The sequence below is a fragment of the Phenylobacterium sp. genome (assembly GCF_016793225.1).
Lineage (GTDB): Bacteria > Pseudomonadota > Alphaproteobacteria > Caulobacterales > Caulobacteraceae > Phenylobacterium.
Window position 1 is genome coordinate 1 of record NZ_JAEUMN010000078.1, and the last position, 23,454, is coordinate 23,454.

Consider the following 23,454-nt stretch of genomic DNA (forward strand, 5'->3'; position numbering starts at 1 on the left):
ACCGGGATGACAGGGGGTTGGGGTTGGGAGCGGGGTGAAGGAGCCCCCTCTCGCTTCGCGAGCTCCCCCAGGGGGGGAGCATCATGTCCCCACGGCTGTCATCCCGGTTTCGCCGCAGGCGAAGACCGGGACCCATACGCGCCCTAGGTGGGGTGCGGCCCGCGGGCGGCGCGCCGCGCTTCATCTGGAACGGCGGAGGGTCAGCAGGGCGGCGCGCGGGGGGCGAGGAGCTTGGCCAGGGCGCGGTTGAGCTCCGGCAGGCGGTAGGGCTTGCGCAGGATGGGGAACTCGTCGCCGATCCGCTCGGCGGCCTCGGAGTAGCCCGTGGCCAGCAGCACGGGCAGGCCGGGGCGGGCGTGGCGCAGTCGCCGGGCCATGTCGAGGCCGTCGATTTCGCCCGCCATGACGATGTCGCTGAAGACCAGGTCGATGGGCTCGCCCGTCTCGAGCGCCTGCAGCCCCGCGGCGCCGCTGCCGGTGAGGCGGACCTCGTGGCCGAGCTCCTCCAGCATCCGCGCGGCCACGTCGGCCACCTCGGGGTTGTCCTCCACGAGCAGGATGCGGGCGCTGCCGAGGTGCGGCGTGGGTTCGTCGTCGACCCGCGGCTGCGGCGGACCCCCGGCGCGCGGCAGGTAGAGCGTGAACCGCGCGCCCCGGCCGAGCTCGCTCTCCACGGTGACGAGGCCCCCCGACTGGCGCGCGAAGCCGAAGACCTGCGAGAGGCCGAGCCCCGTGCCCTTGTCCGGCGGCTTGGTGGTGAAGAACGGGTCGAAGATCTTCGGCAGGATGTCGGGGGCGATGCCGGCGCCGGTGTCGGCCACCGTGAGCGCCACGAAGTCGCCCTCGAGCGCGTCGGGCCCGCGGCCGTCGCAGGTGCGGTTCTCGGCGGTGAGGGTGAGCCGGCCGCCCTCGGCCATTGCGTCGCGGGCGTTGACCGCCAGGTTCAGCACCGCCAGCTCGAATTCGCTGGGATCGACCGTCACCGGCCACAGCGTGTCGGGCAGCCGCACGTCGAGGCGGATGGTGTTCGGCAGGCTGGCGGCGATCAGGTCGCGCATGCCGGGCGCGCGCTCGCTGAGCGAGGTGGCGGTGGGCGTCAGGCGCTGCCGGCGCGAGAAGGTGAGGAGGTGCCGCGTCAGGTCCTCGCCCCGGCGGGCGGCCGCCTCGATGGCGTCCAGGGCCCGCAGCGCCCGGGGATCGTCGCCGACCTTGCGACGCAGCAGCTGCGCCTGGCCCGCGACCACCATGAGCAGGTTGTTGAAGTCGTGGGCGACGCCGCCGGTCAGCTTGCCCAGGGCCTCCATCTTCTGGCTCTGCGCCAGCTGGTCGTGGGCCCGCTGGAGTTCGAGTTGCGCCTGCCGCTTCTCGGTGATGTCGCGCGTGATCTTGGCGAACCCGATCAGGGCGCCGTTCTCCTCGCGGATCGCATCGATGATCACCGAGGCCCAGAAGAGGCTGCCGTCCTTGCGCTGCCGCCAGCCCTCGGCCTCGTAGCGGCCCTGGTCCGCGGCGGTCCTGAGGGCCCGGGCGGGGACGCCCGCGGCCCGGTCCTCGTCCGTGTAGAACGTGGAGAAGTGCCGGCCGACGATCTCGTCGGCCGAGTAGCCCTTGATATGCTGGGCGCCGGTGTTCCAGTTGGCGACGACCCCGCCCGGATCCAGCATGAAGATGGCGTAGTCGACGACGCCCGAGACCAGGGTGCGGAACTGCCGCTCGCTGGCGGCCAGGCGCTCCTCGGCCTCGCGCCGCGCGGTCACGTCGCGGCTCACCTTGGCGTAGCCCACGAGGGCCCCCGTCTCGCCGCGGACCGCGTGCAGCGTGCCGAGCGACCAGAAGCGCGCCCCGTCCTTGCGAAGACGCCACCCCTCGACCTCGGCCCGCCCTTCGCGGGCGGCGGTCTCGAGGATCTCGCCGGGCGCGCCCGAGGCGCGGTCCTGCGGCGTGAAGAACTGGGAGAAATGACGCCCGCGGATCTCGTCCTCGGCGTACCCGAGCAGCCGTTCCGCGCCGGGGTTCCAGCTGGTCACGCAGCCCTGGACGTCGAGCATGTAGATGGCCTGGTCGCTGACCGAGTCGATCAGGCGACGGGCGGCGTGGTCTCTGTCCTGCACGTCACCCATCCGATAGTCCGAGCCGCCCGGCGCCCCTGTGTCGCGGCCCGCCGACGCTTCCCCCCGCCCTTGATCCAGGGCCAACGCGGGACGGGCGTTCCGGTTCCGCGTTGCGCCGGGGCCGGCGCCTCGCTATCTCCCGCCGCGACTTTCCCACACAAGACCTTCAGCGAGCCCGACGCCCCATGGCGCAGCAGTACATATTCCAGATGCAAGGCCTGACGAAGGCCTATCCCGGAAGCCCGAAGAAGCTATTCGAGAACATCTGGCTGAGCTTCTATCCCGACGCCAAGATCGGCGTCGTCGGCGTCAACGGCTCGGGCAAGTCGACGCTGCTGAAGATCATGGCGGGCATAGACAAGGACTTCTCGGGCGAGGCCATGGCCGCCGACGGCGTCAAGCGCGGCTACCTGGAGCAGGAGCCGCAGCTGGACGAGAAGCTCGACGTCTGGGGCAACGTCATCGCCTGGTGCGAAGAGAAGCAGATCTTCGACAAGTACAACGAGGTCGCCAACAAGCTGGGCGAGGACTACTCGGACGAGCTGATGGAGGAGATGACCGCGCTCCAGGAGAAGCTGGACGCGGGCGACCTCTGGGACATCGACAGCCGCATCGAGATGGCGATGGACGCGCTGCGCTGCCCGCCGAACGACTGGCCGGTGGACAAGCTGTCGGGCGGCGAGAAGCGCCGGGTGGCGCTGGCGCGCCTGCTGCTGTCGAAGCCCGACATGCTGCTGCTGGACGAGCCGACCAACCACCTGGACGCCGAGAGCGTGGCCTGGCTGCAGCATCACCTGGAGGCCTTCCCGGGCTGCGTGATCCTGGTCACCCACGACCGCTACTTCCTGGACCAGGTCACCAAGTGGACGCTGGAGCTCGATCGCGGCAAGGGCATCCCCTACGAGGGCAACTACTCGAGCTGGCTGGAGCAGAAGGCCAAGCGCGTCGCCCAGGAAGAGCGCGAGGAGGCGGGCAAGAAGCGCATCATGGAGCGCGAACTCGCCTGGGTGCACACCTCGCCCAGCGCGCGGCGCAGCAAGTCCAAGGCCCGCCTGGCCGCCTTCGAGCAGCTGCAGAACGAGGCCGAGCGGCAGAAGCAGACCTTCGCCCAGATCCAGATCCCGCCGGGCCCGCGCCTGGGCAACGTGGTCATCGAGGTGGAGAACCTGGAGAAGGCCTACGGCGACAAGCTGCTGTTCAAGGACCTGACCTTCAAGCTGCCGCCCGGCGGCATCGTCGGCGTGATCGGCCCGAACGGCGCCGGCAAGTCGACCATGTTCAAGATCATCACCGGCCAGGAGCAGCCCGACGAGGGCAAGGTGCGCCTGGGCGAGACCGTGCAGCTGGCCTATGTGGACCAGAGCCGCGACAGCCTGGACCCGAACAAGAACGTCTGGGAGGAGATCTCGGGCGGCCTGGACGTGATGAAGGTGGGGACCCGCGAGATCCCCAGCCGCGCCTACGTCGGCAGCTTCAACTTCAAGGGCGGCGACCAGCAGAAGAAGGTGGGCCTGCTCTCGGGCGGCGAGCGCAACCGCGTGCACCTGGCCAAGACGCTGGCCTCGGGCGGCAACGTCATCCTGCTCGACGAGCCCACCAACGACCTGGACGTGGAGACGCTGCAGTCGCTGGAGGCGGCGCTGGAGGACTTCCCGGGCTGCGCGGTGGTGATCAGCCACGACCGCTGGTTCCTGGACCGCCTGGCCACCCACATCCTGGCCTTCGAGGGCGACAGCCACGTGGAGTGGTTCGAGGGCAACTTCGAAGCCTACGAGGACGACAAGAAGCGCCGCCTGGGCGCCGACAGCCTGATCCCCCACCGCATCAAGTTCCAGAAGTTCACCCGGTAGGCGGCCGCAGCCGCCCTTGACCCTGAGCGCGGGGTGGAGGGGGCGCAGGCGCTGCGGCCGGGCCTCCTCCCGCTTCGCGAGCTCCCCCAGGGGGGAGAGCATTCCGCCTGGGGGTGGAGAGGCCCGATTCACCAAACCTAAAGCCCGCCCGCGGCAGCCTGTCGCATCGGCTCAGAACGAGCGGACGGGGACGGGACCATGGCCGAGTTCATCGGCACGGATGATGCGGACACCCTGACGGGCGGCGCGGGGGCCGATACGATCCGGGGCGGCGCCGGCGGCGACCTGCTGCAGGGCGGCGCGGGCGAGGACCTGTTCGTCGTCGGGGACGGCGACAGCGTGGCCACCGACGGACTGGCCGATATCGAGGGCGTCGACGTGGTCGCCGACTTCGAGCCGGCGGACCGCCTGTCGTTCGTGGGCGCGGGCGCGCCGGACGCCGACACCCTCTTCGCGGGCGTCGCGGCCGACTACGAGGCGGCCTACCTCGCCGCGCTGGAGGCGTTCGACGAGGGGTTCGCGTTCGCCTCGATCAAGGTGGGCTCGGACGTCTTCGTGTTCGCGAGCGCGACGGCCTCGGTGGTCAGGCTGCAGGGCGTGGACCCGGACGTCGTGACCGAGGCGAGCTTCGCAGCCGACGACGACGGACCGTCCCAGCAGGGCGGCGGCGCGGGCGAGACGCAGGCGCTCTCGATCCAGGACGACCTGTACGACGGCGGCGGCGGCGACGACACGGTGCTGGGCGCCGCGGGGGCCGACACGCTGATGGGCGGCCAGGGCGACGACGCCGTCTACGGCGGCGACGACGACGACCGGATCGAAGGCGGCGAGGGCCGCAACTACCTGCGCGGCGACGCCGGGGACGACACCGTGGCCGGCGGCGAGGCGTTCGACGACATCAACGGCAACATGGGTCGCGACACGCTGGAGGCGGGCGCCGGAAACGACTGGGTGCGCGGGGGCAAGGACGAGGACGTGGTCTTCGGCGGCGCCGGCGACGACCTGGCGTTCGGCGACATCGGCGCGGACACGGTGGGCGGCGGCCTGGGCGACGACAGCATCCACGGCGGCGACGACAGCGACATCCTGCGCGGGGACGACGGCGACGACACGCTGTCGGGCGACGCGGGCAACGACACGATGGACGGCGGCCTCGGGGCCGACGCGTTCATGTTCGCCGGGGGCGAGGGCCGCGACAGGATCATGTGGTTCAGCGCCGACGAAGGCGACACCGTCCGGCTCGAGGCCGGGGTGTCGTACGAGGTCTACCAGGACGGCGACGACACGGTGATCGCCACGGCCGGCGGCGGCCAGGTGGTGCTCGCCGGCGTGAACATGGCGACGCTGCCGCAGGGCTGGCTGGTGGCGGGCTGAGCGTCGCCGGATCCGCCCTCCGCGAGGGGGCCGCTGACGCGCGCCGGGCGAGTGAAGTTGACCGCCCGCAACGTGCACGTCAGCTTGGCCGTCAGTACCGGGGGGTGTTCCAGTGGCGGCTTATTCGTTCGACTCGATCACGGGCGCGCAGGCGCTCGCCTTCAATTCCGCCACCGACACGGTGAGCTTTCCGAGCGGGGTGACGGCCGCCTCGCTCACCATCTTCTCGGGCGGCGGGCAGACGGTCGTCACCTCGGGCGGGATGACCGTGACGTTCGGCGCCGGCTTCACCGGCCAGACGGGCGCCCTGTTCAGCGACGGATCGCGCCTGTTCCTGGGCGGCGGCGGCGCAGACGCCTTCACGGGCGGCGCGGGTCGGGACCTGGCGATCGGCGGGGACGGCGCAGACAACCTCGGGGGCGGCGAGGGGAACGATTCCCTCCGCGGCGGCTTCGGCGACGACCAGTTGCAGGGCGGCCGGGGCGCCGACACGATCGAGGGCGGGGCCGGCGCCGACACCTTCGTCGTCAACCAGGGCGACAGCTCGCCGGCCAGCCCCGACGTCATCTCGGACTGGTCGAGCGACGACCGGATCACGATCAACAACAGCGCCGGCGCCTACCAGGAGACCTCGGCGCCGGACGCTGGGCGCACCCACGCCAACGGCCTGATCGCCGCGGGGGCCCGCTACGTCGCGGTGCAGACCCCGCAGGGCGTCATCGTCTACATCGACACCGCCGGCGACGGCGGAACGGCGGAAGATGCGGTGTTGCTCGCGGGCCGCGGGCTGGACGACATCTCGGGCGCGAACCTGGGCGCGGCCTCGACGCTTCCCACCGCGCCGATGGGGCCGGCCGAACCCACGGCCCCGCCGCCGACGACGCCCCCCACGACGCCTACCTCCCCGACCGCCGCGGTCCCGGCCACGCCCACCCTGCCCGCCCCGGTCCCGATCGCCGCCTTCTCCACCAGCGCCGAGATCCGCGGCAACATGGACGTGGCGCGGCTTTCGAACCTGCTGGGCGCGGACATCGTCGCCGCCACCTCGACCCACCTGCGCATCGAAGGCGACATCTTCACGGGCGAGTTCTACCTCCCGATCCTGGACCTCGTGGGCTCCGGCTTCGTGTACGATTCCAACTCGCAGATCCTCGACGGCTCGGTCACCCAGATCATCTTCGTCCAGGAGGATTTCGCGACGCAGATGTTCGCCAGCCCCGGAATCTCGGCGACGCAGTTCGGGCGCTGGGTCCAGACCAACGCCACCCAGGAGGCCTTCTCGACGATCCTGGCCGGCAGCGACCGGCTCGGCGGCTTCGTGGGCCCGGACCTGATCCGCGGCTACGCGGGCGCTGACCTGCTCGCCGGGAGCAGCGGCAACGACACCATCTTCGGCGGCCTCGGCAACGACCAGATCTATGCCTTCCTGGCCCAGCCGGGGATCAACCTCGACACGGCCACCAGCTATCTGCGAGGCGACGAAGGCGACGACTACATCGTGGGCTTCAACGGCTTCGACGACATCAACGGGAACATGGGCAACGACACCGCCTCGGGCGGCGCCGACGCGGACTGGGTGGTCGGCGGCAAGGACAACGACCTCCTGTTCGGCGACGCGGCCGACGACCTCGTCTACGGGAACCTCGGCAACGACACCTGCGTGGGCGGGACCGGTAACGACATCGTCCGCGGCGGCCAGGACGGCGATCTCATCTTCGGGGGCGACGGCGCCGACTACATGTCGGGCGACAAGGGCGACGACACCGTGATCGGCGGGGCGGGCGCCGACAACTTCCACACCTTCGGCGACGCCGGCCTCGACCGCGTGCTGGACTTCAGCCTCGCCGAGGGCGACCGCGTGCAGCTCGATCCGGGCACGCAGTACACGGTGACCCAGGTCGGAGCCGACACGGTGATCGACATGACGGGCGGCGGGAGGATGGTCCTGGTCGGCGTCCAGATGTCGAGCCTCACGCCCGGCTGGATCTTCGGGGCCTGATCCACCCGCGCGGCCGGAGGGCCCGCGGGCCGCCCCCGCTTCATCCGGAGTGACGGAGTCCAAGGGCCCGGTGTTCCGCTGCGCGGAAAGCGGATGACGGGGGTCCGGGCGTCGTGGCGGTTGTTCACCCGCGGTTGACGGCGTGCGGGGCATTGTCCAGCTTCGCAGCGCACCCAGGGGGGCTTCGCCGTGGCTGAGATCACCGGGACCAACGACAACGATGTGCTGATCGGCGGCGCCGAGGGCGACACGATGTCGGGCGGCGGGGGCGCCGACACGCTGACGGGCGGCGGGGGCGTGGACATCTACCGCCTGTCGGGCTCGGACAGTTCGGACGTGGCGGGCCTCACCAGCATCGCCAACCTGGACGTGATCACCGACTGGACGGCGGCCGACCGGTTTCTGGTGGCGGGAGGCAATCCGCCGGGGTTCTCGGCGCTGTTCCAGGGCGTCGACGACACCTACGAGGGCGCCTACAACCAGGCCCTGGCCGCCTATGGCCGCAGCTTCGACTACGCCTCGATCAAGGTGGGGAACGACGTGTTCCTGTTCTCCAAGATCGGCGGGCACGCGGTGCGCCTGGTGGGCGCCAGCCAGTCGGACATCACCCGCTTCAGCTTCATGTCGGGCACGCTTGACGGCGGCCTGCAGGAGACGGGGTCCTCGGGCGCCGACGTGCGCACGCTGGGCGCCGGGGCGGACCGCTACGACGGCGGGGCTGGCGACGACTGCATCACCGGGGGCGCGGGCGCCGACACGGTGTTCGGCAGCTTCGGCGACGACCAGGTCTACGGCGGCGCCGACAACGACTCCATCGCCGGCGGCGACGGCCGCAACTACCTGCGCGGCGAGGACGGCGACGACGTGGTCCAGGGCGGCGCCGGCTTCGACGACATCAACGGCAACATGGGCCGCGACAGCCTCTACGGCGGCGAGGGCAACGACTGGGTGGTCGGCGGCAAGGACGACGACATCGTGTTCGGGGACGCCGGCAACGACATCGTCTACGGCAACATCGGCTCGGACTCGATCGGCGGGGGGCTGGGCGCGGACACCGTGCGCGGCGGGCAGGGCGACGACCTGGTGCGCGGCGACGACGGCAATGACATCGTCGCGGGCGACCTGGGGACCGACACCCTGGAGGGCGGCCTGGGCGCCGACATCTTCATCGCCTTCGCCGCGGCGGGCGTCGACCGGGTGACCGACTTCAACGCCGGCGAGGGCGACCGGGTGCTGGTGGACGGCGGCGGATCGTACACCGTGAGCCAGATCGACGCCGACACGGTCATCGACTTCGGCGGCGGCAACCGCATGGTGCTGGTGGGGGTGACGCTGTCGTCGCTACCCAGCGGGTGGATCTTCGGGACCTGACGGCGTCTTCCGGGCGCGGTCTGGAACCGCCTCCCGGCCCCGGGGTTAGGAAGCTCCCGTCCGCCAAACCGCCAGGAGACTCCCCATGGCCGAAACCCGCCTTGAAGGCTGCCGCATCGCGATCCTCGCGACCGACGGCTTCGAAGAGGTCGAACTCACCCGGCCGCTGGAGGCGCTGCGCGACGCCGGCGCGTTGCCCGAGGTCATCTCGCCGAAGGACGGCGAGATCCAGGGCTACCGGCATCACGACAAGGGCGGGACGGTCGCGGTCGACCGCGGGCTGTCGCAGGCCAGCCCCGAGGACTACGACGGGCTGGTGCTGCCGGGCGGGGTGATCAATCCCGACCAGCTGCGGCTCTCCGAGGAGGCCATCGCCTTCGTCCGGGCCTTCGTGGACGCCGACAAGCCGATCGCCGCGATCTGCCACGGTCCGTGGACGCTGATCGACGCCGGCGGCGTCGACGGGCGGCGCGTGACGTCCTGGCCGTCGCTGAAGACCGACCTGCGCAACGCCGGCGCCGAATGGGTGGACCAGGAGGTGGTGGTGGATCAGGGGCTGGTCACGTCCCGCAAGCCCGACGACCTGCCGGCGTTCTGCGCCCGGATGATCGAGGCCTTCGCCGAAGCCCGCGCCGCGGACCGCGACCAGCCGCCGAGCGGCGACACCGTCGAGGCGGCGCGGATCTAGGAGCCTGCGCGCCCGAAGGTCGGGTGACGGCGCGGCCGCTCGGCCGGGGTGGCGCGGAATCTATGCCGTCCGGTGTTCCGCGGGCGGCGAAGCCGGGGTCTGGAGGAAGGCTTCGATTTCGCGGTCGCTGCGCAGGCGCACGAGGCGGGCGTGGGCGCCGTGGTCGGCGAGGGCGCGCTCCAGGCGCGGGCGGACCTTGCGGTTGTAGGTCAGGATGAAGCCGTAGAACTTGAGGTCGATCTTCTCGCGGCAGCCCTCGGCCATGTCGGGCCGTGAGCCGTCGCGGTACTGGAAGACGCGCCGGATCGCGCGGACGAGGCACAGCCAGACGGGCTGGTCGATCCAGACGATGGTGTCGGCGGCGGGCATGCGCAGCCTCCACGAGCCGCCGAAGTTGCCGTCGGCGATCCAGGCGTCCTCCTGCTGGTAGGCTGCGATCCGGGCCTCGAACTCGGCGTCGTCGCTTTCGACCCAGCCCGGTTTCCAGAACAGCACGTCGAGGTGGATGACGGGCAGGCCCAGCTTCGCGCCCAGCCGGCGCGCCAGGGTCGACTTGCCGCCGCCCGAGTTGCCGATCACGAGGATGCGCCGCATCCCGACCTCCCGCCGCCACGCCTAGCCCGGGCCCGAGCGCGCGACAAGGCTTGACCCGATCACATATAAAGATATCTTTATGTGCGATGCTGCTCTCGGCGAAACAGACGGTCGACGTGCTCCGCGCCGCGGGCGAGCCGACCCGGCTGCGCATCCTGGCGCTGCTCGAGCGCGAGGAGCTTGCGGTGCTCGAACTGTGCCGCGTCCTCGACCAGAGCCAGCCGCGCGTGTCCCGGCACCTGAAGCTGCTGGGCGAGGCCGGGCTGGTCGAACGGTTCCCGGACGGGGCCTGGGTGTTCTACCGCCTGACCGGCTCGGGCCGGCAGCGCGAGGTGATCGGCGAGGTGCTGGCGCGGGTCAACCCCGACGATCCGGGCCTGGCGCGCGACCGGCGCAAGCTGCACGACGTGCAGGCCGAGCGCGCCGAGGCCGCGCAGGCCTACTTCGCCGAGAACGCCGCCCGCTGGGACGAGATCCGCTCGCTGTACGTGTCGGACGCCGACGTCGAGGCGCGGGTGCTGAAGGCGGCCGGCCGGGGCCGCCTGCGCCGCCTGGTCGACCTGGGCAGCGGCACCGGGCGGATGCTGACCCTGCTGGCGCCGCAGGCCGAGCAGGCGATCGGCCTGGACCTGTCGCAGCAGATGCTGAACATCGCGCGCCGCAACGTGGCCGAGGCGGGCCTGGCCAACGTCGAGCTGCGCCACGGCGACATCCTGGACACCCGGCTTCCCGAGCATTCGGCCGACCTCGTGGTCGTCCACCAGGTGCTCCACTATCTGGGCGATCCCGCCTCGGCGGTGAAGGAGGCGGGCCGCATCGTCGCCCCCGGCGGCAAGCTGATCATCGTGGACTTCGCGCCCCACAAGCACGAGTTCCTCCGCGAGCAGCATCAACACCGCCGGTTAGGATTTTCCGACGAAGAGATGGGCCGCTGGCTGGCCGAAGCCGACCTGCCGAACGCCGACCTGACCGCCCTGCCGCCCAATCGGGCCGACGGGCTGACCGTGAAGATCTGGGCCGCCCGCCGCGCGCCCACCCAGCTGCGGAGCGCCGCATGATCATCCCGAACCGCAGACGCACCGACGGGACGGCGCTGGGGCCCGTGGCGCGCGCCGGCGCCGGCATCGGCCCGCGCCCGCGGGTCTCGTTCGAGTTCTCCCCGCCGAAGGGGCCGAAGAGCGAGGAGAGCCTGTGGGAGGCGATCCGCCGGCTCGAGCCCCTGAACCCCGAGTTCGTCTCGGTGACCTACGGCGCCGGCGGCTCCACCCGCGAGCGCACGCACCGCACGGTCGTCCGCATCCTGAAGGAGACGACGCTGAAGCCCGCCGCGCACCTGACGTGCGTCGAGGCCAGCCGGGCCGAGGTGGACGAGGTGATCCGCGACTACTGGGACGCCGGCATCCGCCACATCGTGGCCCTGCGCGGGGATCCGCCCGGCTCGCTCGGCGGCGCCTACACGCCGCGGGCGGACGGCTACCAGAACGCCACCGAGCTGACGGCGGGGATCCGGGCCATCGCCGACTTCGAGGTCAGCGTGGGCGTCTATCCGCAGATCCACCCCGAGAGCCCGTCAGTCGAGCACGACATCGAGGTGCTGAAGGCCAAGGTGGACGCCGGCGCCACGCGCGCGATCACCAACTTCTTCTTCGACATCGACGGCTACCTGAGGTTCGTCGACCGCATCCGGCGCGCCGGCGTCGAGGTCCCGATCCTGCCCGGGATCATGCCCGTCTCGAGCTTCGAGGGGCTGGCCAACATGTCGGCCCGGATCGGGGTGGAGATCCCCGCCTGGCTCGCCAACCACTTCGAGGGCCTGGACGCCGACCCCGAGACCCGGAAGCTGGTGGCCGCCTCGGTGGCGTCCGAGATGTGCGCCCGCCTCGCCGAGGAGGGCTTCAACGACTTCCACTTCTACACGCTGAACCGCGCCGACCTGGTCTATGCGATCTGCCGGGTCCTGGGCGTGCGCGAGGCGCCCCCCGCCGAACCCAAGGAAGCCGCCGCATGACGTCCCCGAGCTCGAGAGCCGACCGCATCGCGGCCCTGAAGGCCGCCGCCCGGGAGCGGGTGCTGATCCTGGACGGCTCGTGGGGCGTCATGATCCAGAAGCGCGGCCTGGACGAGGCCGACTACCGCGGCGAGCGCTTCAAGGCCGCGCCGGGGCAGCTGAAGGGCAACAACGACCTCCTGTGCGTGACCCGGCCCGACATCGTCGCCGACCTGCACGACCAGTACTTCGCCGCCGGCGCCGACATCTCGGAGACCAACACCTTCTCGGCCACCTCGATCGGCCAGGCCGAGTACGGGATGGAGGCCGCGGTGCGCGACATCAACCTCGAAGGGGCCCGGATCGCCCGCGAGGTCGCCGACCGCTGGACCACCAGGGAGCCGGGCAAGCCGCGGTTCGTAGCGGGCTCGATCGGGCCCCTGCCGGTGATGCTGTCCATGAGCTCGGACGTGAACGACCCGGGCGCGCGCAAGGTGACCTTCGACCAGGTCTACGAGGCCTACGCCGAGCAGGTGCGCGCGCTGCACGAGGGCGGCGTGGACCTGTTCCTGGTGGAGACGATCACCGACACGCTGAACTGCAAGGCCGCGATCAAGGCGATCCTGGACCTGCAGGACGAGGGCTACGAGCCGCTGCCGATCTGGATCTCCGGGACGATCACCGACCGCTCGGGCCGGACGCTGTCGGGGCAGACGGTCGAGGCGTTCTGGAACTCGGTGCGCCACGCCAAGCCGTTCGCCATCGGCCTGAACTGCGCCCTGGGCGCCGACCTGATGCGGCCGCACATCGCCGAGCTGGCCCGGGTGGCGGACACGCTGGTGTCGGCCTATCCGAACGCCGGGCTGCCGAACGCCATGGGCGAGTACGACGAGGAGCCCCACCAGACGGGCCACCAGCTGCACGAATGGGCCGAGCACGGGCTGGTCAACATCCTGGGCGGCTGCTGCGGCACGACGCCCGACCACATCCGCCACGTGGCCGACGCCGTCAGGGGCCTGAAGCCGCGCGCCGTGCCGGAACGCCCGAAGGCCATGCGGCTGGCGGGCCTGGAGCCCTTCGAGCTCGCCTGATGAAAGCGCCAGACTGGTACGACGCCTGGTGCGAGGAGGCGTTCGCCGCCTTCACGTCCCGACAGCAGCGCATGGACGAGGCCTACCGGCTGGGCTCGTGGCTGCGCTACGACTACGACACCGCCGCAGGCACGCTGACGTTCTCGGACGCCGAGGGGCCGCGGGTGGTCGCCGACATCCAGGTGGTGGGCACGATCTCGGCCCGGAACTGGCTGTGGGGCTGGGCCAACGTCCAATGGCCTGACTCCAGCGTCGCGGCCATGCGGCAGGTGCGCGACTTCGGCGCCCAGAACGGGATCGAGGAGCTGACCACCGAAGTGCTGCTGAGCGACGACCTGCCCGGCCTGGGCTGGATGCTGACGGCCATCGCCGCGCGCGTGCTGGAGGCGGAGGGCGGCTACTCGGCGCCGGCCCCGAACGGCGCCACCTACTTCCTGATCCGATCCCTCAAGTCTGTGAGCTGATGCGCCCCACCTTCATCAACGTCGGCGAGCGGACGAACGTCACCGGCTCGGCGAAATTCCGCAAGCTCGTGGCGGAGGGGAACTATCCCGAGGCGCTGAGCGTCGCGCGCCAGCAGGTCGAGGCGGGCGCGCAGGTCATCGACGTCAACATGGACGAGGGCCTGCTCGATTCCGTGGCGGCCATGCGGACGTTTCTCAACCTGGTCGCCGCCGAGCCCGACATCGCCCGCGTGCCGGTGATGATCGACTCCTCGAAGTGGGAGGTCATCGAGGCCGGCCTGAAGTGCGTCCAGGGCAAGGCGATCGTGAACTCGATCAGCCTCAAGGAGGGCGAGGCCAAGTTCCTGGAGCAGGCGCGCGCGTGCCTGCGCTACGGCGCCGCCGTGGTGGTGATGGCCTTCGACGAGGTGGGCCAGGCCGACACCGCCGACCGCAAGGTCGAGATCTGCAAGCGGGCCTACGACCTCCTGCTCGAGAAGGTGGGCTTCCCGCCCGAGGACATCATCTTCGACCCCAACATCTTCGCCGTCGCCACGGGGATCGAGGAGCACGACAACTACGCGGTCGACTTCATCGAGGCGACGCGGCGGATCAAGACGCAGTGTCCGTACGCGCGGATCTCGGGCGGCGTGTCGAACGTCAGCTTCTCGTTCCGCGGCAACGAGCCGGTGCGGCGCGCGATCCACTCGGTGTTCCTGTACCACGCGATCGCCGCGGGCATGGACATGGGCATCGTCAACGCCGGCGACCTGCCGGTCTACGACGACATCCCGGCCGAGCTGCGGGAGGCGGTGGAGGACGTGATCCTGAACCGTCCGCATCGCCTGCCCGACGTCAGCAACACAGAGCGGCTGGTCGAGCTGGCGCCGAAGTACAAGGGCGGCAAGTCCGAGGCCAAGGGCCCGGACCTCACCTGGCGCGAACAGCCGGTGGCGGGGCGGCTCAGCCACGCCCTGGTGCACGGCATCACCGAGTTCATCGAGGCCGACACCGAAGAGGCGCGCCAGGCGGCCGAGCGCCCGCTGCACGTCATCGAAGGCCCGCTGATGGACGGGATGAACGTCGTCGGCGACCTGTTCGGCGCGGGCAAGATGTTCCTGCCACAGGTGGTGAAGTCGGCGCGGGTGATGAAGCAGGCCGTGGCCTACCTGATGCCCTTCATGGAGGCCGAGAAGGAGGGCAAGCCGCGCGAGCAGGCGGGCCGCATCCTGATGGCGACCGTCAAGGGCGACGTCCACGACATCGGCAAGAACATCGTGGGCGTGGTCCTGCAGTGCAACAACTACGAGGTCATCGACCTGGGCGTCATGGTCCCGGCCGACCGCATCCTCGACGAGGCCGAGAAGCACAAGGTCGACATCGTCGGCCTCTCGGGCCTGATCACGCCCAGCCTCGACGAGATGGTGTTCGTGGCCTCCGAGATGGAGCGCCGCGGCATGACCATGCCGCTGCTGATCGGCGGCGCGACGACCTCGAAGACCCACACGGCGGTGAAGATCTCGCCGCGCTATCCGTCGGGGTCGACCACCTATGTGCTGGACGCCAGCCGGGCGGTGGGCGTGGTCTCGAACCTGCTGTCGCCCACCGAGAAGTCGCGGTTCCTGGCCGAGACCGCCGCCGACTACGAGAAGGTGCGCGAGCAGTTCGCGCGCGGGCAGGGCGCCCGCGCCCGGGCGACGATCCAGGAGGCGCGCGACAACGCCTTCACGCCGGACTGGAGCGCCTATTCCGCGCCGAAGCCGGCCTTCCTGGGAACGCGGACCTTCGCGCCCTATGACCTGGGCGAGCTGGTGCGCCACATCGACTGGACGCCCTTCTTCGCGAGCTGGGAGCTGGTGGGCCGCTTCCCGGCGATCCTGGAGGACGACGTGGTGGGCAAGGCCGCCAGCGACCTCTACGCCGATGCGCGCCGGATGCTGGACCGCATCGTCCAGGAGGGCCTCCTGGAGGCGCGCGGCGTGGTGGGCTTCTGGCCGGCGAACGCCGACGGGGACGACGTGGTGGTGTACGCCGACGAGGGCCGCAGCACCGAGCTCGCCCGGCTGCACACGCTGCGCCAGCAGATGCTGAAGTCGGGCGACCAGCGCAACGTGGCGCTCTCCGACTTCGTCGCCCCGGTGGGGACGCGGCCCGACTGGATCGGCGGCTTCGCGGTCACCGCCGGCCACGGCGAGCTGGCCCAGGCCAAGGCGTTCAAGGACGCGGGCGACGACTATTCGGCCATCCTGTTCACGGCGCTGGCCGACCGCCTGGCCGAAGCCTTCGCCGAGGCGCTGCACCGGCGCGTGCGCACCGAACTCTGGGGCTACGCGCCGGACGAGCCGTTCGACATCGACGCCCTGGTGGCCGAGCAGTACCGCGGCATCCGCCCGGCGCCCGGCTATCCGGCCCAGCCCGACCACACCGAGAAGGCCACGCTGTTCCGGCTGCTGGACGCGACCTCGGCCACGGGGATCGAGCTGACCGAGAGCTTCGCCATGAACCCGCCCGCGGCGGTGAGCGGCCTCTACTTCGCCCACCCCGAAGCGCACTACTTCGGCGTGGGGCGGATCGAGAAGGACCAGGTCGCCGACTACGCCCGGCGCAAGGGCTGGGACCTGGCCACGGCCGAGCGCTGGCTGGCCCCGATCCTCAACTACGAGCCGGCCTGATGGAGCCGGCATCGCGCAACAGGCTGGCGGGCCGGGCCATCATCATCGTGCTGGGGCTGCTGCTGGCGGCCTATGTGGCGGCGACGTTCCTCCGCTAGCCGCCGACGGCCCGCGCGATCCGCCGCTCAGGGGACGGCGTCGGCGGGAAGCGGCTGGACGACGACCCTGGCCGCGCCGTCGGCCTTCATGCCGAGGCGCTCGGCGGCCTTGGGCGTGACGTCGATGATGCGGTTCTTCGCATAGGGCCCGCGGTCGTTGACCTCCACGACGACCGAGCGGCCCGTCTCGGTGTTGGTCACCCTGGCGTCCGTGCCCAGCGGCAGCGACCGGCTGGCGGCGGTCATGGCTTCGGGCTTCAGCGGCTCGCCGCTGGCCGTCGGCCGCCCGGCGAGCTCGGACGCATAGTAGGAGGCCTCGCCTACCTGCACGGGGCCGGGCGCCGCGGCGTCGGCCGCGCGCGCCGGCTCCGGTCCGCTCGGGGCCGACGTCTGTCCGCAGGCGGCGATCCCGAGGGCCAGCGGCAGCGCGGCGAGGGCCGTGAGGCGGGGCATGGAGCCCCAACGCCCCAGCCGGCCGGACGATCCGCGTTCCGCGAAACGCCACGAGGGGCCTCCCGCCGCGGCCTCGGATGAGGCAGGATCATGCCGAGGAGGACGCGCGATGCCCCAGCTCACCCACCTGCCGGCCGATGCGCCGGCCGACGACGTCTTCGCCGTGCTGGCGCGCGACGGGGCCCTGATCCTGGACGACGCGCTGCCCGCCGCCGCCGTGGACGCGCTGGTGGCCGAGCTGAAGCCGTACGTGGACGCGACGCCGCCGGGCCGGGACAGCTTCACCGGGGCGCGCACGACGCGCACCGGGGCGCTGGTGGCGCGTTCGCCCCGCATCCGGCCGCTGGTGATGGACCCGCGGATCCTGGCGCAGTGCGACGCCCTGCTGAAGCCGAACTGCCACCGCTACCACCTGCATCTGGCGCAGCTGATCCGGATCATGCCGGGCCAGCCGGGGCAGGCGATCCACCGCGACCGCTGGGCGTGGGGCCAGCACCTGCCGCTGGCCATCGAGCCGCAGCTCAACACCATCTGGGCCCTGACCGACTTCACCGAGGCGAACGGGGCGACGCAGGTGTGCCCGGGCTCGCAGGCCTGGCCGGACGACCGCGTGGCGGCCCCGGAGGAGATCGGGCGGGCGACGATGCGCAAGGGATCGGTGCTCGTCTACACCGGCACCGTGTTCCACGCGGGCGGCGCGAACGTCCTGGACGATCCGGGCGACGGCGGCGCCGACCGCTGGGGCCTGAACATCACCTATTCGCTGGGCTGGCTGCGGCAGGAGGAGAACATGTACCTCTCGTGCCCGCCGCAGGTCGCCGCGGGGCTGGAGCCCGAGCTGGCGGCCCTGGTCGGCTACGCGATGAGCAACTACGCCCTTGGCTACTACACCCCGCCGCTGCCGCCGGGCGAAGGCCCCGAGACCGTGCCGCCGGAGTACGCGCTGGGCGGCGCGCAGGCGGACGCCGAGGGCAGCCTGGGCGGGGCCGAGCTGCTGGACGCGGTGCGCGCGGCGGCGCGGAAGCGGCGCGAGGCCGCCGAGGCCCTGAAGCCGCCGGCTACGGCCTGACGTCGCCCAGGCCGGCGTCGGTCAGGGGGAAGGGGGCGCCGGGCCGGAAGAGCACGATCGGGCGGACCTCGTAGGCGGCGCTGGGATTGGCGGCCTTCAGGTCGCGGGCGAGCTCGACCGCGGCCGCGAGGCTCTCGGCCTCGACGACGTAGAAGCCCAGCAGGGCTTCCTTGGTCTCCGCGAAGGGGCCGTCCGTGACGAAGCCGCGCCCCTGCCCCCGAACGGTGGCGGCGCGCGTAGTCGCGCCCAGGCGGGCGGCCGGCCCCAGGGTCCCGGCGGCCGTCCACCGGCCGTGGACGGCCTCGAGGTTCGCCATCAGGGCGTTGTCGGCCGCCTCGTCCATCGCCTGGACGACGTGTTCCTCATGGTAGGCCAGCAGCGCGTAGAGCATCGGGCTCCCTTCTCATGCGTCCCGGAGGACGCACGATGGACCCCGATTCCCGACAAAAGCGCGGCGGAAAGGTCCTACTTGCCCTGGCCGGTCCAGAGGCTGACGCCGCCGAGGACGACCATGAAGGTGACGAACATCGCGACGATGCCGCCGATGATGGGAACGACTTCCGTCGGCATGGGGCTCTCCTTCTGCTTCGGCGGAAGGACTAGCGTCGGGCGCGGCCCCGCGAATTGATCATGGTCAAGCTTTCCCGCCCGCCCGCTCAGCGGACGCGGTACTCGCGGCTGACCTGCAGGTCGTAGGTCTGGGCCACCCAGTTCGGCACGTCCTCGTCCAGGTCCAGCGCGGCGCCCCGGTCACGGCGGCTGGCGCCCTCGTCGCCGCGCAGGGCGTGGCTGAGGCTTCGCCCGTAGAGGGCGGTGGCGTTCTTCGGATCGGCGGCGAGCACGCGCGCGAACTCGGCGTCGGATTCGGCCTTTCGCCCGATCTTGAGCAGGATGTACGCCCGGTCGAGGCGCGTGGCGTGGTCGTCGGGGCGCAGCGTCAGCGCATGCGCGCAGTCGGCGGGCGTGCGGCTCCGCCACCGGTTGCGCACCCCGGCCGCGCAGAGCCAGGCCCAGGCGTCGGCGTCGCGCCGGTCGGCCTCGGCGCGGGCCGCGACGGCGTCGGGCAGGGCCTGCACCTCGCGCTGGGCCTGCCGCCAGGTGGCGACGATCCGACCCTTCGCCTGCTCGCACAGGACCGGGACCTCGTAGTCGCCGGGCTCGGCGGGACGGCCCCCGGGATAGCCGTTGGTCGCGGTCTTCAGCCGGCCTTCGGCGTCGAACGCGCCGATACGTCCCTCGTAGATGCGCCGCGCGCCGCAATCGACGCTCTCGCGGCGGGTCAGCATCGCCGAGCCCTCGACGCCGTCAGGCTTGCGGCCCACCTTCAGGACGGTGGCCGACACGGCGCCGTCGGCGGTCCGGCGGACGTCATCGAGCGAGACGTAGACCGCCTCCTGCATGGTGGAGCTGACGAGTTGCAGGCGACCGGCCGGGAGGGTCGGGACGATCCGGGCCGCCGCCTCGGCCTCCCGGCGGGCGCGCTCGACGTCCTTCATGATCCAGAGGGCGCCGCCCGCGAGGGCCGCCAGGGCGAGGCCGCCGAAGACGAGCAGCGGCGTGCGGTTGGCCGCCTTGCGGCGTGACGTGGTCATGGCGGAAGCATCCCCCAGGTTGCGTCCGGCGGCGCCGGCGCGCCTACCGCGTCCAGGAATAGGGGCGAGTCGGACGCGCGTCCACGGCGGCCCGGAGCGCGCGCCTAGCGCAAGGTCGGCGCGCGGGCGTCGTCCTGGATCTTGCGGGTGAACTCGCGGTTGTCGCGCTGGCGGCGCTCGAACTCCTCGCGGTCCATGCAGCGCTTCGTGGGGATCTTCGAGCCGAGCATGGCGTCGTTGAAGCAGACGCGCTTGGACTTCGCCTGCCCCTTGCCCTCGACGAGGCCGTAGACGATCTGGGCGCCCTCGGACGTCACCGGCGCGACCGTGACGGGAGCCGCGGGCGACGCGTCGGCCTGGAGCAGCGCGGCCGCCAGGATCAGCGACAACATCGTGGGACTCTCTCCTCGCAGGTCACGGGGGCGCCGCGTCGCGCGTCGCGGCCATCATGGGCCCGCCGCCGGGGCAGGCCAACCCAAAACCGGCGCGCGCCCACGCCGCGGACGGAACGGTTGCCCTCCGCAGGGGCGCCGCCGGATAATGCGCGCTGCAGCAGTGGGAGCCTTGGCGTTGCGCGACGGGATCGAACAAGCGGCCTGGGAAAGCCACAGGCCGAAGCTGACCTATCCGTTCGAACATGCGCCCAAGCTTGGCGAGGCGGTGGACATCGCCCCGGGCGTGAAGTGGCTGCGCATGCCGCTGGGCGGCGCGCTGGCCTGGATCAACGTCTGGGCGATCGAGGACCATTTCGCCGACGGGCGTCCCGGCTGGGCGATCGCCGACACCGGCATCAGCGGGCTCGAGACCCGCAACGCGTGGCGGTCGGCGCTGAAGGGGCCGCTGGAGGGCCGGCCGGTGACCCGGGTGTTCGTGACCCACATGCACCCGGACCATATCGGCATGTCCGGCTACCTCACGCGCAAGTTCGACGCGCGGCTGTGGATCACGCGGCTGGAGTACATCACCTGCCGCTCGCTGGCGGCGGACACGGGGCGCGAGGCGCCCGAAGACGCCATCCGGTTCTTCCGCGCGGCGGGCTGGGACGAGGAGGCGCTGGAGAACTACCGCGCCAAGTTCGGCGGCTTCGGCCGGGGGCTCTACGCGCTGCCCGACAGCTTCCACCGGCTGAACGACGGCGACGAGATCCGCATCGGCGACCACGTCTGGCGCGTGGTGGTGGGCTCGGGCCACAGCCCCGAGCACGCCTGCCTCTACTGTCCCGACCTCAAGCTGATGATCTCGGGCGACCAGGTGCTGCCGAAGATCTCCTCGAACGTGTCGGTCTTCCCCACCGAGCCGGACGGCGACCCTCTGACCGACTGGCTGACCTCGCTGAAGCGGATCAAGAGCCAGGTGCCGGACGACGTGCTGGTGCTGCCGGCGCACAACGACCCGTTCCGCGGCCTGCACGCGCGGATCGATCACCTGGTGGGCGGCCACGAGCGGGGGCTGACGCGCCTGCTCGACCTGCTGAAGGAGCCGAAGCGGGCGGTGGACGTCTTCCACGTCCTGTTCCGCCGGCGGATCGACGAATACCTGCTGGGGATGGCCACGGGCGAGAGCCTGGCTCACCTCAACTGCCTGATGAGCCGGGGCCAGGTCGTGCGCGAGCGCGACGCGTCCGGCGTGGACTGGTACCGCGCGGCGACCGCTTAGGCCCGAAGTCACCATGGCGGCCGATATCGAGAAGTTCAGGGCGGGGCTCGACCGCGAGACTCGCGAGACGGTCGACGCCATTCGGTCCGTCGTCGCGGCCTGCCACTCTGGCCTCACCGAAAGCGTGAAGTGGAATGCGCCAAGCTTTGCGCTGGGCGGTGATGACCGGATAACCCTCGGGCTCGAGCGCAAGGGCGGTGTCCGGGTGGTCGTCCATCGCGGCGCCAGGTCCAGGGAACCGGGCGGCTTCAAGTTCGACGACAGACATGGCCTGGCGCGCTGGCCCGCGTCCGACCGAGGCGTCATCGTCTTCCAGGACCGGGCCGACGTCGAGCAGCGCGCGGACGCCCTGGGCGACCTGTGTTCCCGGTGGCTCAGGGCGACCAGCTGAGAGCCGGTCCCATCGCGAACCCCGCTGCGTCGCGGGGAGGTGACCACGCTCGCCGGATGTTGGCTTGGGGGGCGCGGGTCGCTAGCGTGCGCGGCCACGCTTCCGGGAGGACCGCCATGACCGAACATGTGATCGTCGACAAGTCCGGCGGCGTGCTGACGCTCACGCTGAACCGGCCCGACAAGAAGAACGCGCTGACGGGCGAGATGTACGCGGCGCTGGGGGACGCGATCGACGCGTCCGGCGACGACCCGTCGGTGCGCTGCATCCTGATCCAGGCGAACGGCGACATGTTCACCGCCGGCAACGACCTGGGCGCCTTCGCGGCCGTGAACTCGGGCGAGACGCCGGCGGGCGAGCGGCGCGGCGGCAGCGCGCTGATCATGGCGCTGGCCCGCGCGAAGACGCCGATCGTCGCCGCCGTGAACGGCCGAGCGGTGGGCGTGGGCACGACCATGCTGCTGCACTGCGACCTGGTGTTCCTGGCCGAGGACGCGCTGCTGACGACGCCGTTCGTGAACCTGGCGCTGGTGCCCGAGGCGGCCTCGTCGATGCTGCTGCCCACGCGGATCGGGCACGCGCGGGCGTTCTCGATGTTCGTGCTGGGCGAGGCGGTGGACGCGCGCAAGGCCGAGGCCTGGGGGATCGCCAACGCGGTGGTTCCCGCGGCCGAGCTGCGGGCGCGGGCCCGGGCCGCCGCCGACGCCATCGCCGCCAAGCCGCCGGCCTCGGTGGCCATCACCAAGGCGCTGATGCGGGACGCCCAGGCCTACCTGGACCGCATCCAGGAGGAGGGCGGCCACTTCACCAACCAGCTGAAGAGCCCGGAGGCCCGCGAGGCCTTCGCCGCCTTCCGCGAGAAGCGCGCGCCCGACTTCGGCAAGGTCTCCTGACGTGGCCGACGCGTCCGGCGCGAGGCCGGCGGTGAAGGTGCGGGTCGCCACCGTCGCCGACACGCCGCTGATCCTGCAGTTCATCCGCGATCTGGCCGAGTACGAGCGGCTGCTGCACGAGGTGGAGGCCACCGAGGCCGACATCCGCCGGGATCTGTTCGGGGAGAATCCGCGGTGCTTCTGCGACATCGCCGAGCATCAGGGCCAGGCCGTGGGCTTCGCGCTGTGGTTCTACAACTACTCGACCTTCCGGGGCCGGGCCGGGATCTACCTGGAAGACCTGTTCGTGCGGCCCGAGGCCCGCGGCGTCGGGGCCGGGAAGGCGCTCCTGCGCCGCCTGGCGCAGCGCTGCATGGAGGCCGACCTGGGGCGGCTGGAATGGGCGGTGCTGAACTGGAACGCGCCCTCGATCGCCTTCTACGACTCGCTGGGCGCGGGCGCGATGACCGACTGGACCGTTCGACGGCTGGACGGCGCGGCGCTCGAGCGCCTGGCGGCGTCGTGAGCGCGCCCCCGAAGACCGTCATCCACGCCTCCCGCGAGGAGGCCGAGGCCATCCGGCAGGCCGTGCGGACCGCCGACGTGGCGGCGCTGCCCGGCCGGCGCGAGCGGGCCGAGATGAAGCACGTGCCGGGCTTGGTGGCCCTGCTCGCGGACGAGCGCGTGTCGGGCTGGATCTACGACCTGCCGAAGCCCGTGACGCCGGAGAGCGTCACCCGCTGGGTGGCGGAGAACCAGGCGCGCATGCAGGCCGGCGAGGCGCTGCTGATCGTCAACCTGGACGAGGCCGGGCAGGTGGCGGGCTACTCGCACGTGGCCGTGTGGCCCGAGCACGCCTCGGCGGAACTGGCGGGCGGCGTGCGGGCCGACCTGCAGAACAGCGGGACGGGCAGCGCGGGCATGGCGCGGATGTTCGGGTGGATCTTCGAGACGCTGGGCGTGCGGCTGATGTGCCTGACGGCGGCGCTGGACAACCTGCGCGTCCAGAAGGGCATCGACGCGGCCGGCTTCGTCAGGATGGGCGAGCGCGACGCGGTGCGCCCCGACGGCACGATCCGCCGCTCGGTCTACTGGGAGATGACCCGCGACCAGTGGCGCCGGCGCCACGTGCTCTGACGGGGG

22 protein-coding genes are annotated in these 23,454 nt (G+C 71.7%); 16 read left to right on the top strand and 6 right to left on the bottom strand.

Going from position 1 to position 23,454, the window contains the following annotated elements; translation table 11 throughout:
- Positions 1–200: 200 nt before the first annotated feature.
- Positions 201–2,111: a PAS domain-containing sensor histidine kinase gene (locus tag JNK30_RS08680; protein ID WP_293481668.1), complete on the bottom strand. Its 1,911-nt coding sequence runs from the start codon at positions 2,109–2,111 to the stop codon at positions 201–203.
- A 185-nt stretch (positions 2,112–2,296) separates the two neighbouring features.
- Here JNK30_RS08680 and ettA point away from each other — a divergent pair, with 185 nt between their 5' ends.
- The 5 genes from ettA (at position 2,297) to JNK30_RS08705 (ending at position 9,393) form a co-directional block, all read left to right on the top strand.
- Entirely contained in the window at positions 2,297–3,961 is a 1,665-nt protein-coding gene (gene ettA, locus JNK30_RS08685) for an energy-dependent translational throttle protein EttA (protein WP_293481669.1), read from the top strand.
- A gap of 198 nt (positions 3,962–4,159) precedes the next feature.
- Positions 4,160–5,335 carry a calcium-binding protein gene (locus JNK30_RS08690; RefSeq protein ID WP_293481670.1) on the top strand — a complete coding sequence of 392 codons (1,176 nt, stop codon included), beginning with the start codon at positions 4,160–4,162 and terminating at the stop codon, positions 5,333–5,335.
- A 112-nt stretch (positions 5,336–5,447) separates the two neighbouring features.
- The gene (locus JNK30_RS08695; protein ID WP_293481671.1) at positions 5,448–7,334 is read left to right on the top strand and encodes a hypothetical protein; all 1,887 of its coding nucleotides are present in this window, start codon (positions 5,448–5,450) and stop codon (positions 7,332–7,334) included.
- 189 nt (positions 7,335–7,523) lie between these two features.
- Positions 7,524–8,705: a calcium-binding protein gene (locus JNK30_RS08700; protein ID WP_293481672.1), complete on the top strand. Its 1,182-nt coding sequence runs from the start codon at positions 7,524–7,526 to the stop codon at positions 8,703–8,705.
- A gap of 85 nt (positions 8,706–8,790) precedes the next feature.
- The gene (locus tag JNK30_RS08705; RefSeq protein ID WP_293481674.1) at positions 8,791–9,393 is read left to right on the top strand and encodes a type 1 glutamine amidotransferase domain-containing protein; all 603 of its coding nucleotides are present in this window, start codon (positions 8,791–8,793) and stop codon (positions 9,391–9,393) included.
- Between the two features lie 60 nt (positions 9,394–9,453).
- On the opposite strand, the gene JNK30_RS08710 is transcribed toward JNK30_RS08705, so the two are convergent.
- Positions 9,454–9,987 carry a hypothetical protein gene (locus JNK30_RS08710; RefSeq protein WP_293481676.1) on the bottom strand — a complete coding sequence of 178 codons (534 nt, stop codon included), beginning with the start codon at positions 9,985–9,987 and terminating at the stop codon, positions 9,454–9,456.
- Between the two features lie 86 nt (positions 9,988–10,073).
- Between JNK30_RS08710 and JNK30_RS08715 the strand changes: the two genes are divergently transcribed.
- From JNK30_RS08715 to metH, 5 genes are read left to right on the top strand one after another with little or no spacing between them, the layout of a single operon-like run.
- Positions 10,074–11,045, top strand: a complete 972-nt coding sequence (locus tag JNK30_RS08715) for a metalloregulator ArsR/SmtB family transcription factor (protein ID WP_293481678.1) — start codon at positions 10,074–10,076, stop codon at positions 11,043–11,045.
- Positions 11,042–11,995: a methylenetetrahydrofolate reductase [NAD(P)H] gene (gene metF / locus JNK30_RS08720; RefSeq protein WP_293481680.1), complete on the top strand. Its 954-nt coding sequence runs from the start codon at positions 11,042–11,044 to the stop codon at positions 11,993–11,995. The genes JNK30_RS08715 and metF overlap by 4 nt, the downstream gene beginning before the upstream one ends.
- On the top strand, positions 11,992–13,065 hold the full coding sequence (locus JNK30_RS08725) for a homocysteine S-methyltransferase family protein (protein WP_293481682.1): 1,074 nt from the start codon (positions 11,992–11,994) through the stop codon (positions 13,063–13,065). Before metF ends, JNK30_RS08725 begins: the two co-directional genes overlap by 4 nt.
- Positions 13,065–13,529, top strand: coding sequence for a DUF6882 domain-containing protein (locus JNK30_RS08730; protein WP_293481684.1), 465 nt, complete (start codon positions 13,065–13,067; stop codon positions 13,527–13,529). The genes JNK30_RS08725 and JNK30_RS08730 overlap by 1 nt, the downstream gene beginning before the upstream one ends.
- Positions 13,529–16,180 (top strand): methionine synthase, encoded by a 2,652-nt coding sequence (metH, locus tag JNK30_RS08735; protein ID WP_293481686.1) that lies wholly within the window; start codon positions 13,529–13,531, stop codon positions 16,178–16,180. Before JNK30_RS08730 ends, metH begins: the two co-directional genes overlap by 1 nt.
- A gap of 125 nt (positions 16,181–16,305) precedes the next feature.
- On the opposite strand, the gene JNK30_RS08740 is transcribed toward metH, so the two are convergent.
- Positions 16,306–16,731 (bottom strand): septal ring lytic transglycosylase RlpA family protein, encoded by a 426-nt coding sequence (locus JNK30_RS08740; RefSeq protein ID WP_293481688.1) that lies wholly within the window; start codon positions 16,729–16,731, stop codon positions 16,306–16,308.
- Positions 16,732–16,840: 109 nt separating this feature from the next.
- On the opposite strand from JNK30_RS08740, the gene JNK30_RS08745 reads away from it, so the two are divergent.
- Complete coding sequence (locus JNK30_RS08745) at positions 16,841–17,800, top strand: phytanoyl-CoA dioxygenase family protein (RefSeq protein WP_293481690.1); 960 nt, start codon at positions 16,841–16,843, stop codon at positions 17,798–17,800.
- Here the strand turns inward: JNK30_RS08745 and JNK30_RS08750 are convergent.
- From JNK30_RS08750 to JNK30_RS08760, 3 genes are all read right to left on the bottom strand, one after another.
- A complete protein-coding gene (locus tag JNK30_RS08750) occupies positions 17,790–18,191 on the bottom strand; it encodes a YciI family protein (RefSeq protein ID WP_293481692.1) in 402 nt (133 codons plus the stop codon). The genes JNK30_RS08745 and JNK30_RS08750 overlap by 11 nt on opposite strands.
- Before the next feature lie 265 nt (positions 18,192–18,456).
- Positions 18,457–19,392, bottom strand: a complete 936-nt coding sequence (locus JNK30_RS08755; protein WP_293481694.1) for a hypothetical protein — start codon at positions 19,390–19,392, stop codon at positions 18,457–18,459.
- 104 nt (positions 19,393–19,496) lie between these two features.
- Entirely contained in the window at positions 19,497–19,784 is a 288-nt protein-coding gene (locus JNK30_RS08760; RefSeq protein ID WP_293481696.1) for a hypothetical protein, read from the bottom strand.
- Positions 19,785–19,962: 178 nt separating this feature from the next.
- Here JNK30_RS08760 and JNK30_RS08765 point away from each other — a divergent pair, with 178 nt between their 5' ends.
- From JNK30_RS08765 to JNK30_RS08785, 5 genes are all read left to right on the top strand, one after another.
- Complete coding sequence (locus tag JNK30_RS08765; protein WP_293481698.1) at positions 19,963–21,048, top strand: MBL fold metallo-hydrolase; 1,086 nt, start codon at positions 19,963–19,965, stop codon at positions 21,046–21,048.
- Positions 21,049–21,061: 13 nt separating this feature from the next.
- On the top strand, positions 21,062–21,439 hold the full coding sequence (locus JNK30_RS08770; RefSeq protein ID WP_293481700.1) for a DUF1801 domain-containing protein: 378 nt from the start codon (positions 21,062–21,064) through the stop codon (positions 21,437–21,439).
- Positions 21,440–21,555: 116 nt separating this feature from the next.
- Complete coding sequence (locus JNK30_RS08775) at positions 21,556–22,332, top strand: enoyl-CoA hydratase-related protein (RefSeq protein WP_293481702.1); 777 nt, start codon at positions 21,556–21,558, stop codon at positions 22,330–22,332.
- Position 22,333: 1 nt separating this feature from the next.
- Complete coding sequence (locus tag JNK30_RS08780; protein ID WP_293481704.1) at positions 22,334–22,837, top strand: GNAT family N-acetyltransferase; 504 nt, start codon at positions 22,334–22,336, stop codon at positions 22,835–22,837.
- The gene (locus JNK30_RS08785; RefSeq protein WP_293481706.1) at positions 22,834–23,448 is read left to right on the top strand and encodes a GNAT family protein; all 615 of its coding nucleotides are present in this window, start codon (positions 22,834–22,836) and stop codon (positions 23,446–23,448) included. The genes JNK30_RS08780 and JNK30_RS08785 overlap by 4 nt, the downstream gene beginning before the upstream one ends.
- Positions 23,449–23,454 lie beyond the last annotated feature (6 nt).